Source organism: Thiolapillus sp. (assembly GCF_048562965.1).
Classification (GTDB): domain Bacteria; phylum Pseudomonadota; class Gammaproteobacteria; order Chromatiales; family Chromatiaceae; genus Thiolapillus; species Thiolapillus brandeum_A.
Genome location: NZ_JBHNMF010000697.1, coordinates 1 through 1,593, shown reverse-complemented (window position 1 = coordinate 1,593; position 1,593 = coordinate 1). Strand labels below are relative to the sequence as shown.

Sequence of the window (1,593 nt, the reverse complement as noted above, 5' to 3'; positions counted from 1 at the left end):
CTGCACAGACTAGGTCACCAGACACTATTTACATAACAGGGCATAGAGTAGGCGTCGCTGGGCCATATCACACCGCTATAGAATACGTAGATACATCGGGTCATTCTGAGTGGTTAAGCGCCGGGCCAGATGGCGTATCTCGGGAGGGATTGGTTTCATTGCTGAGTGCTCCGGGGCGCTCTTCTGATCATCCTTCACTTAATAGGCTTTTTGGTCGAGTTATACCGCCATCAGGAATGTCTTCCGCAAGCTATTTTCAAGAATTGCAGAGTGCAGATGCTTTTTATTGTGACTGCGTTGATTATGATCTTTTTCCTGGAATGGCGAATGGCTATAACTCAAATAGTTACGTCAATAGTCTGATCGGAGTCACAGGTGGTTCTACGACAGTGAACTTAGGTGGCTTTGTTGGAGGTGGAAAAACAATTCCAGAGATGTATTTTTGGTGAAATGGAGCACTACTATGAAATTATTATTGCTTATCCCGTTTGTCCTACTTCTACATTCATGTGTGGTTCCCTACTGCACTGATTATGGGTACCTTGATTTCAGGGATGATAGGCGTGTTGAAGTTGTTGACTATTATAAGCCAAATGGTGAGTTCGGATTAAAGGGAGTTACCAAATTTCCCAAGAGCTACAGAATCAATATGGAAAAATTTCAGATTAATATCGGAGTGAACTTTGAATATGATGCTCCTGCGGTAAGTGTTGATGTTACATCACACAAGGGATATTCGCTCGAATTAGCAGCTGAGGGTGGTAATGGTTGCTTTAGAGTTAACAATCGAGAAGGCTATGTTGATCTTTGGTGGGATATGCGTTCTGGTGATTGTTCTTCTATGAACTACCCTATCACTTTCTATGTGCGTGACATAAATGGTGAGCAGCTTGGAAGTATTCTGTTGCATGTTTCCTTAAGGAGAAATGGGGAGAGGTGCAGTATGGATGGCATTTGAGAATATTAGGTGTTGAATATTAGGTGTCAGAGCAACATTTGTTAATAGCGATAGCCTGAGTGATTTGATTTACGGTCATAATAACAAATGGGAATGGCGTGAACGCGACCGAACCCGAGGCGATCTGGTGCGGCGTATTACCGCCGGGCGCGAACACAGTAATGATCTTATCGAAATCGAATACGCCTCCCTTTCCTAAGGTATCCATACTGCTACCAATACCCCCAACGATGCCCAGGGTTGGCGGTATTTTCAGGCACCCATGAGCGTGGTCAGTCAGGTAAAGCAGGAATATTTGGGGTCAGAGCAACATTTGTTTGTTGTCATTAACCGTACCGTCACCTGATCCAGACCAACGGCCAAACCGTGGCGATCCACATCACCCACAGCAACGCCCCCACCGAAACCCGCGTGCTGTTCCACGACCACATTGGCTCCCTCGACGTGATCACCGATCCGAACGGGAACATCAAAGAACGTCCCAGCTTTGAAGCCTGGGGCAACCGCCGTGCCTCCGTAAGCTTCCCCACTAGGTGGACACCTCATTAGTAGAGACTTCTGGCATTATGACCCCAGGAGGTACTGATGAGAAAGTCACGATTTACAGAGACACAGATAGTTTCGATCCTGAAGGA

Annotated in this window: 3 protein-coding genes; all 3 read left to right on the top strand. The window is 46.1% G+C overall.

Features of this window, described 5'->3' with window-relative positions; all coding sequences use genetic code 11:
• Positions 1-449: hypothetical protein (locus ACOCD2_RS19295; RefSeq protein ID WP_419583739.1), on the top strand; the 449-nt coding region annotated here is incomplete at its 5' end.
• Positions 450-463: 14 nt separating this feature from the next.
• On the top strand, positions 464-958 hold the full coding sequence (locus tag ACOCD2_RS19290; RefSeq protein WP_293650032.1) for a hypothetical protein: 495 nt from the start codon (positions 464-466) through the stop codon (positions 956-958).
• Positions 959-1,324: 366 nt separating this feature from the next.
• On the top strand, positions 1,325-1,507 hold the full coding sequence (locus tag ACOCD2_RS19285) for a hypothetical protein (protein WP_293650034.1): 183 nt from the start codon (positions 1,325-1,327) through the stop codon (positions 1,505-1,507).
• Positions 1,508-1,593 lie beyond the last annotated feature (86 nt).

What these genes read in the sequence shown, in the direction of transcription:
- ACOCD2_RS19290 (WP_293650032.1), top strand. Translation starts at nt 464, where the DNA reads ATGAAATTATTATTGCTTATCCCGTTTGTCCTACTTCTACATTCATGT.